General features: G+C 49.5%; 9 protein-coding genes. 7 read left to right on the top strand and 2 right to left on the bottom strand.

The genetic code is table 11. The features are described 5' to 3' along the window. Positions 1–302: 302 nt before the first annotated feature. On the top strand, positions 303–743 hold the full coding sequence (locus B4F99_RS12255; RefSeq protein WP_214853631.1) for a VOC family protein: 441 nt from the start codon (positions 303–305) through the stop codon (positions 741–743). 20 nt (positions 744–763) lie between these two features. Here the strand turns inward: B4F99_RS12255 and B4F99_RS12260 are convergent, their stop codons facing one another. Next, positions 764–2,032 (bottom strand): NAD(P)-binding domain-containing protein, encoded by a 1,269-nt coding sequence (locus B4F99_RS12260; RefSeq protein WP_290758335.1) that lies wholly within the window; start codon positions 2,030–2,032, stop codon positions 764–766. 36 nt (positions 2,033–2,068) lie between these two features. Next, on the bottom strand, positions 2,069–2,515 hold the full coding sequence (locus tag B4F99_RS12265) for a MarR family winged helix-turn-helix transcriptional regulator (RefSeq protein ID WP_214853637.1): 447 nt from the start codon (positions 2,513–2,515) through the stop codon (positions 2,069–2,071). A 111-nt stretch (positions 2,516–2,626) separates the two neighbouring features. On the opposite strand from B4F99_RS12265, the gene B4F99_RS12270 reads away from it, so the two are divergent. The 6 genes from B4F99_RS12270 to B4F99_RS12295 all read left to right on the top strand — a co-directional run bounded on the left by B4F99_RS12270 (position 2,627) and on the right by B4F99_RS12295 (position 7,736). Beyond that, positions 2,627–3,106 carry a GNAT family N-acetyltransferase gene (locus B4F99_RS12270; RefSeq protein ID WP_214853640.1) on the top strand — a complete coding sequence of 160 codons (480 nt, stop codon included), beginning with the start codon at positions 2,627–2,629 and terminating at the stop codon, positions 3,104–3,106. Positions 3,107–3,185: 79 nt separating this feature from the next. Further along, positions 3,186–3,509, top strand: a complete 324-nt coding sequence (locus tag B4F99_RS12275; protein ID WP_214853643.1) for an ArsR/SmtB family transcription factor — start codon at positions 3,186–3,188, stop codon at positions 3,507–3,509. Positions 3,510–3,558: 49 nt separating this feature from the next. After that, positions 3,559–4,854: an arsenic transporter gene (locus tag B4F99_RS12280; RefSeq protein WP_290758342.1), complete on the top strand. Its 1,296-nt coding sequence runs from the start codon at positions 3,559–3,561 to the stop codon at positions 4,852–4,854. A 15-nt stretch (positions 4,855–4,869) separates the two neighbouring features. Then, positions 4,870–6,528, top strand: coding sequence for an FAD-dependent oxidoreductase (locus B4F99_RS12285; RefSeq protein ID WP_290758345.1), 1,659 nt, complete (start codon positions 4,870–4,872; stop codon positions 6,526–6,528). A 108-nt stretch (positions 6,529–6,636) separates the two neighbouring features. Then, positions 6,637–7,254 (top strand): flavodoxin family protein, encoded by a 618-nt coding sequence (locus tag B4F99_RS12290; RefSeq protein ID WP_290758348.1) that lies wholly within the window; start codon positions 6,637–6,639, stop codon positions 7,252–7,254. Continuing rightward, the gene (locus tag B4F99_RS12295) at positions 7,251–7,736 is read left to right on the top strand and encodes a YusW family protein (protein ID WP_290758350.1); all 486 of its coding nucleotides are present in this window, start codon (positions 7,251–7,253) and stop codon (positions 7,734–7,736) included. The genes B4F99_RS12290 and B4F99_RS12295 overlap by 4 nt, the downstream gene beginning before the upstream one ends. Positions 7,737–7,789 lie beyond the last annotated feature (53 nt).

A 7,789-nucleotide genomic window follows, 5' to 3' on the forward strand; every position in this document is an offset into this window, starting at 1 on the left:
CCACCATTCAGGGTTCAGTTCAGTCTTTTGATTAAGTGGATTTCAATTTTTTCGTTGCGGACATCGTTTTGACGGCAGAGAAGGTAATCAGACCGAATCTGACCCAAAATATGTTCTAGGTCGCAAGGACGAGAAGGTTGACGTCTTCCATGTTATTTCGACTCCTTTTCGTAAGTGGACACGATCTTTCATACTTATATTTTAATGACGATACAAACTGCAGACACCACGTCGAAACGCTCTAGATGTGCTTTCTAGCAACGGTTTGACAACATTCTGACACACTTGAGGAGGAATGACGGATGCCAATTAAACGAACGGATCATATCAGTCTGAACGTCGTGAACCTAGAAGAAGCGATTCACTTTTTTTCGCTTTGCGGGCTCGAAGTACGTGGACGATGGGAAATGGAAGGGAAGTTGCTCGAACGTTTGTTGAATCTAGACGGGGCAAAGACGGAATGTGTTGCTCTTGGGTTACCAGGTGAAGCAATCTGGCTCGAACTGGTTCGGTTCAAACGACCAGTTGAGACGTCCACTGTCGTCCAGACCGTTTATTCCAGTGGATTGCGTCATCTCTGTTTTGAAGTGACAGGACTCGATACACTCCTCAAACGGTTAGCGAATCATGGATATCAACCGATTGGGGACGTCGCGAATTACGAAAATGAGTATAGCCTATGTTACATAAGAGGACCAGAAGGTGTGATCATAGAGCTAGCAGAAAAAATCGGACCTGTCTAAGACTGGTCCGATGTATATTTTTAAGAGCAACAGGAAGTCGATGATTGTGGCAGAGAAACGTTGCACACACCCGTCTCTGGTAATGATAAATTGATCTGCTTGGCACGTGCCTCATCTCCGACAAGAAAAGCAACGATTGATCGAACTTGTTCATAACCGGTAGCAAGCAGGAAGGTCGGAGCACGACCGTAACTCTTCGCACCGACCAGATAAAGTCCGTGATCAGGATGACGTAACTCCGCTTCCCCATGTGGACGGACAGTTCCGCAACTATGAAAGTTCGGATCAATCAGAGGAGCAAGTACTCGACTACTCTCGGTGACAGGATCGATATCAAGCCGTACTTCCTCGAGGAACGAAAAGTCGGGTCGACTTCCTGCGTTGACGATTAGCTGATCGATGTGATGGAGGGATCGACCATCTTGCGCAGTGATGCCAAACGACTGTCCTTTTGATTCAATGGACTGGGTCTTGAAGTTGGAGTGAATCCTAATCTGATCTCCTTCAACGAGCTGACGGATACGTGAACCGAGTGCCCCGCGACCTTCCAGTGCATCCTTATCTTCGCCGCCGTAAGCTTGAACGGGGTCCGATTTGCGAAGGATCCAATGAATCTCCGTTTCAGGGTGGTGCGCTTTAATGGAAACGAGTTCAAGGAGCGAGTTCAAAGCCGAGTGCCCGCTACCGATGACAGCGACGGATTGATTCGCGAAAACAACAGTATCACGTTTCCCATCTACGATCGAATACCGGACAGATAAGTTCTGCTCGATTTCGACTCGATGTCCGGAACTGATTGCAGGGTTTGGTCGCCCGAGGACGCCAGACGCATCGATGACCGCGCGAGCGAGAATATGTTTACGACCATTCGGCGTATCTATGACTAATTCGAACGGCGTTACTTCACGTGAGGCATTTGTCATCTTGTCTAGACCTGCCCGTGAGATCGAGAGAATCTCATGTTGGAAATATAGAGAGGGAGCAATTTCCGGTAAAGCAGCAAGTGGGGCAAGATATTGATTGATCAATTCAGTTCCGGTCGGCACAGCATCGTCCGTTGGGGCGCTCCAGTCCGTCAACTCGAGCAAATGACGTGCTGCATCACTGATATTGTATTGCCATGTTGAAAACATCCGAACGTGTTCCCATTGTTTGACCTGATGCGCAATCGAAGGACCTCTCTCAAATAATAAAAACGATTGACCTTCCACTACAAGTTGAGCTGCAGCTGCAAGACCGATCGGTCCGGCACCGATGATGACGATGGGGTGGGAAGAACCGTATGGCATGAATAAAACCTCCTTTTTATTTGTAGGTTGCAAGTATTAGAGACATGGTTTACAGCAGACGTCACTCTCGCCCATCTTCGTATTAAGCAAGTCGATTGCCTGGAGGACATGTGCTTTTTCGAAGGAAGTCATTGATGAGAAGATGGCATCCAGATACGTGTTCATCTCTTCGTCGATGGCTTGAGCAACACGCAATCCTTTTTCGGACAGGCGAAGTAGGTGAATTCGCCGATCGTTGATCGCGGGACGCTTTACTAGTAGGTCTCGTTTAATCAATGTTTGTACTTGTCGGCTGAATGTAGTGATATCAAGAGCGAGTTGGTCAGCAATTTCTTGCATCGAGGAATCTGGGTGTTTCGCGACTTGATATAATAAATGGCTTTGGACAAGTGAAATATCTTCATCCAGAAAGGCGCAGCAATTCTTGTTAAGCAAACCAAAGCGGCGGGTGAACGTTTGAAACAACTCACGTGTCTCAGTCATGTAAAGTCTCCTTTCAAAATATCGTTGATGAGTCAGTTATACGATAAATATTTGCATTTTGCAAGTAAATAGATGATGATTTAATTAATCAGACGAAAAGGAGGATTTTGGATGTACGTTCGATGGATGAAAGAAGAGGATCGTCTTCAAGTGATTGAGATTTATCGTCAAGGGATTGAAGATCGAAATGCGACATTCGAGATGACGATTGATTCGGATGCATTTTGGAATGCGATCACCCAATGTGAACGATTCGTATTGATAAAGGAAGACTCTATTGTCGGTTGGGGAAAGTTGAGTCGGATATCTGAACGAACTGTTTACAGTGGGATTCGAGAAGTCAGTATCTATGTAGAACGCTCCGTCCGTGGTAAAGGCGGTGGTCGACTTTTGTTAGAGACGATGGTTCATTTTGCGGACACTCAAGGCATCTGGACGCTTCAGTCTCAACTGTTTCCTGAAAACGAGGCAAGCAGACGCTTGCATGAGCGACTCGGATTCGAACTTGTCGGTCGACGGCGTGCGATTGCAAGACATCATGGAGTATGGCGCGATGTGTTGTTGTTGGAACGACGAAACGATTTACGGTGAAAGGACATTGCATAACTATCATGTTATATAATAATATGGTTATGTCATCGAACGAAATCGAGAAAGAGGGGAAACCGATATGTCATCCATCACCGCCGATCATTCGACCATAGAAGTCAGTCAGTTTCTGAAGTTGCTCTCAGATCCGACCCGACTTGAAATCATCCGACGTCTTGCGGTGCGAGAGCATTGTGTCTGTGACTTCGTTGATTTGTTTGGCATCTCACAACCGGCAGTCAGTCGTCATCTCAAACTACTTCGGTCAGCTGGTGTCATCTTGGAAAGACGGGAGCGCCAATGGAACTACTTTCGACTAAATTCAGAGCATGGGCAGCATGACCTGTTGCGACGAATCCTCGAACAAGTGGGCGTAGCAGACGTTCCTAATACAATAACGTGTTAATCGCAGTCCTCATACGACTGCTATCAAATGAAGAAATGAAGTGAATTAATTGACAGCATCACAATGGCTTGCGATCGGAATATTTCTGATCACCTTATTTTTAATCATCAAACAACCGAAAGGGCTCGGTATCGGGTACTCGGCGATCGGGATGGCGGTCGTTGCACTTTTGACGGGCGTCGTCGAACTGGGAGACGTCGCGACCGTCTGGGGGATCATCTGGAACGCGACGTTCACCTTCATTGCCTTGATCGTCATCTCGTTGATTCTAGATGAGATCGGCTTCTTTGAATGGGCAGCGTTACATATGGCCCGGATCGCCCGTGGTGGCGGTCTTAAACTCTTCATTTACATGACGTTACTCGGCGCCTTTGTCTCGGCCTTGTTCGCGAATGATGGGGCTGCCTTGATCCTGACACCGATCGTCCTCGCGATGGTCCGTCATTTGAAGTTACCGGATGCGGTCGTCCTGGCGTATGTCTTCGCCACCGGCTTCATCGCCGACACGGCGAGTCTTCCGTTCGTCATCTCAAACCTCGTCAACATCGTCTCGGCGGACTTCTTTCACATCGGCTTTACGGCGTATGCGGCGCGGATGGTCTTTGTCAACGTCTTTTCAGTCGCGGGAAGTCTACTCGTCTTGTATCTCTATTTCAAGAAGCAGATCCCGAAACTTTATGCTGTCGAGGATTTGGCGCAACCGACGTCTGCGATTCGCGATATGCGGATGTTCCGTGCTTCGTGGATCGTCCTTGGTTTGTTGCTCATCGGGTATTTCACGAGTGATGCAATCGGCATTCCGGTCAGTCTCGTTGCTGGCATCATCGCTGTCTTTTTCTTATTCCTGGCGCAAAAATCACCAAGCGTCCCGACGAAGAAGGTCCTTGCCGGTGCCCCGTGGGCGATCGTTTTCTTCTCCCTTGGTATGTATATCGTCGTCTACGGTCTACGTAATGCCGGACTGACGCAAGTCCTCGCAGAGTTAATCGAGTGGATGGCGACGAATCTCGCATCGGCGACGTTCGGGATGGGCTTCTTGGCCGCCCTGTTATCCTCAGTCATGAACAATATGCCGACTGTCATGATCAATGCTTTGTCAATCGAGCATACAGCAACCACGGGAGCGATTCGTGACGCCTTAATCTACGCGAATGTCATTGGTAGCGATCTCGGTCCAAAAATCACGCCGATCGGCAGTCTCGCGACATTATTGTGGCTCCATGTCTTGCGCTCGAAAGGAGTCCGGATTGGGTGGGGACAATATTTCAAAATCGGTACCGTCTTGACGATTCCGACGCTCGCCATCGCGTTGCTCGGGCTCTATATCAGCTTACTGCTCTATTAAAAGGAGGACGTTTCTATGACAAAACTACTTATCATCGGTTCGGTCGCTGCCGGCACATCGGTCGGGGCGAAGGCACGCCGCAATAGTGAAGACTTAGAGATCACGATCTACGACCGGGACGAGGACATCTCCTATTCCGGTTGTGGCATTCCCTATTTCGTCGGTGGTGAGATCGCTGAGCTCGATGAATTGACGCCACGCGATGCGGCGTTCTTCAAGAAACGTTACAACATCGACGTCAAGACGCGTCATAACGTCGAAGCGATCGATCATGAGACGAAGACAGCAACGATCCGTCATCTGGATACGGGTGAGACATTCACGGATACGTACGATACGCTCGTTTTCGCGACTGGTGCCTCTAGCATCATTCCGCCGCTACCGGGCGTCGATCTCGAAAACATTTTTCCGGTACGTAACATCCGCAATGCGGAAGCGATTCGTCGTTACGTCGACGTGCATGCGCCAAAACGTGCTGTCATCGTCGGAGGCGGATTCATTGGACTCGAGATGGCGGAGCAGTTGACGTATCGCGGAATCGAAGTGACGCTCGTCGAACGATTGGCGCAAGTCATGCCACCGCTAGACGTTGATATGGCAAAACGCGTTAGTGACCATCTCGAAGCGAACGGCGTCATCTTGCGACTCGGTGAGTCCGTCGCTTCGTTCGAAGGGGAGAAAACGGCTCGTGCAGTCGTTCTTGCGAGTGGCGAGAGGATCGAGACGGATCTCGTCATCCTGTCAGTCGGTGTCAAACCAAACACGCAACTCGCACAAGAGATCGGCGTGACGATTGGACAGACCGGTGCGATCGCCGTCAATCGACAGATGCAAACGAACATCGAGGACGTTTATGCGGTCGGTGATGTCGCCGAGAGCTTCTCCGTCATCACCGGTCAACCACTGTACCGTCCGCTTGGTTCGACGGCAAACAAGATGGGACGAATCGCTGGGATGGTCATCACCGGTGAAACGATTGAACACCGGGGAATCCTTGGAACGGGTATTTTTAAAGCATTCGATTTGACGGTCGCCCAGACCGGAATGACTGAGAAAGAAGCACGCGACGCTGGGTATGACATTGAAGTATTGCACAACATCAAGCCCGATCGTCCTGAATATCTCGGCGGCAAAGAAATGGTCATCAAGGCGATCGCAGATCGGAGCGATGGTCGTGTCCTCGGTGCCCAAATCGTTGGTTCGCAAGGGGTCGATAAACGGATCGATGTCCTTGCGACCGCGATCAGCTTCAAAGCAAAAGCAGAAGACTTATTCCATCTTGATCTGGCTTATGCGCCGCCATTCTCGACGACGAAGGACCCCGTTCTTTATACCGGGATGGCCCTCGATAACGCGATCAAACGAACGGCCCGTCTGAAAACACCGAACGCTTTGATGGAAGAGGTCGCTGCGGGCAATGTCTTCCAAATCATCGATACGCGGTCACGCGCTCAGTTCGAGAAGAGTCATGTCGACGGGGCAATCCATATTCCGCTCGGTGAGTTACGTGAGCGGGCGCAGGAACTGGATCCGACGGTACCGACAATCGTTTACTGCAATAAAGGTGTCACAGGAAACGCGGCACAGAACGTCTTGAAGAATCTCGGGTTCAGGGACGTCTGTAACTTATCCGGTGGCAATCAAAACTATCAACACATCAAGTCATGTCTCTGACAAGGAAAGTCTTCGCGAAGGCGGAGGCTTTTTTTGTTTACTTAAGATCGGAATCAGGAAAGGATTAAGGACGAGGAACATGTCAATTCAATAGGGGAGGATGAATGGATGGTACGCGCTTTATTTTTGAACTGTACTTTAAAAGCATCACAAGAACCATCGAACACGGAAGCGTTGATTCGTGACGTGATCGCGTACTGGGAGCATGAGGACGTCGATTCAGAAATCGTCCGTGTCGTCGACCATCAAGTCGCATTCGGTGTGACGGAAGATGAAGGAAATGGCGACGAATGGCCTTCACTTTTCGACAAAGTCAAACAGGCAGATATCGTCGTCATCGGGACCCCGCTGTGGCTCGGTGAAAAAAGTAGTGTCGCGACACAAGTCATCGAACGGTTATACGGGGGAAGTGGCTTGACGAACGACGTTGGACAAGCCATCTATTATAACAAGGTCGGTGGTGTCATCGTCACCGGCAACGAGGATGGGGCGAAACACGCGTCCGCGTCGATTTTATACGGTCTGTCGCACATCGGATTCACGATTCCCCCCAATGTCGATGCGTACTGGGTCGGTGAAGCGGGACCTGGACCGTCTTACATCGAAGCCGGACGTGACAATGACTTCACGAAACGGCATGCCCAGTTTTTAGCTGCCAATCTTTTGCATCTTGCTCGGCTATTGAAAGCGCACCCGATTCCAGCAGAAGGGAATGTGATGGAATGAAGAGAGGATATGTTACAGGATACGGTGTTGCGACCTTATTTGCGATGAGTCTAATGATAGCAGGATGTGGGAACGACGAAACGGCGACGGACAAGGTCGAGGACGGATCTACAAACTCGAATACGACCGACAATACGATGAAAGATAAGGATGCGGTCACGAAAAATGCAGATACGGATTATGGATTCACCAGTTTATCGATTGAAGCGGACGTCAACGGGGATATGGACGCAATCGACATCAGCTATGACCGAGAGAATGACGGCACGGAAGCCGAATACCAGTATAAAGATGAAAACAAACGCGGGGACGCGGCGATGACGGAACTCGACGCGAAGTTCAAGAACTTAAAAGTAGATGCGGATACATCTGAGAAAGATGTCATCGCGGAAGTGGAGCGTGTATTTGCGATTCAAGATGCGTCCCGCCTCGAGGTAGAGATCGACTTCTCGGACGGAACAGAAAAAGAATATAAAAAATAAACGACGGGGCTGACTCACATGTCGTCCTCTAAAGATAAGGGTGGCAGAATGAT

It is taken from the genome of Exiguobacterium sp. UBA3491 (assembly GCF_002377745.1).
Taxonomy (GTDB): domain Bacteria; phylum Bacillota; class Bacilli; order Exiguobacteriales; family Exiguobacteriaceae; genus Exiguobacterium_A.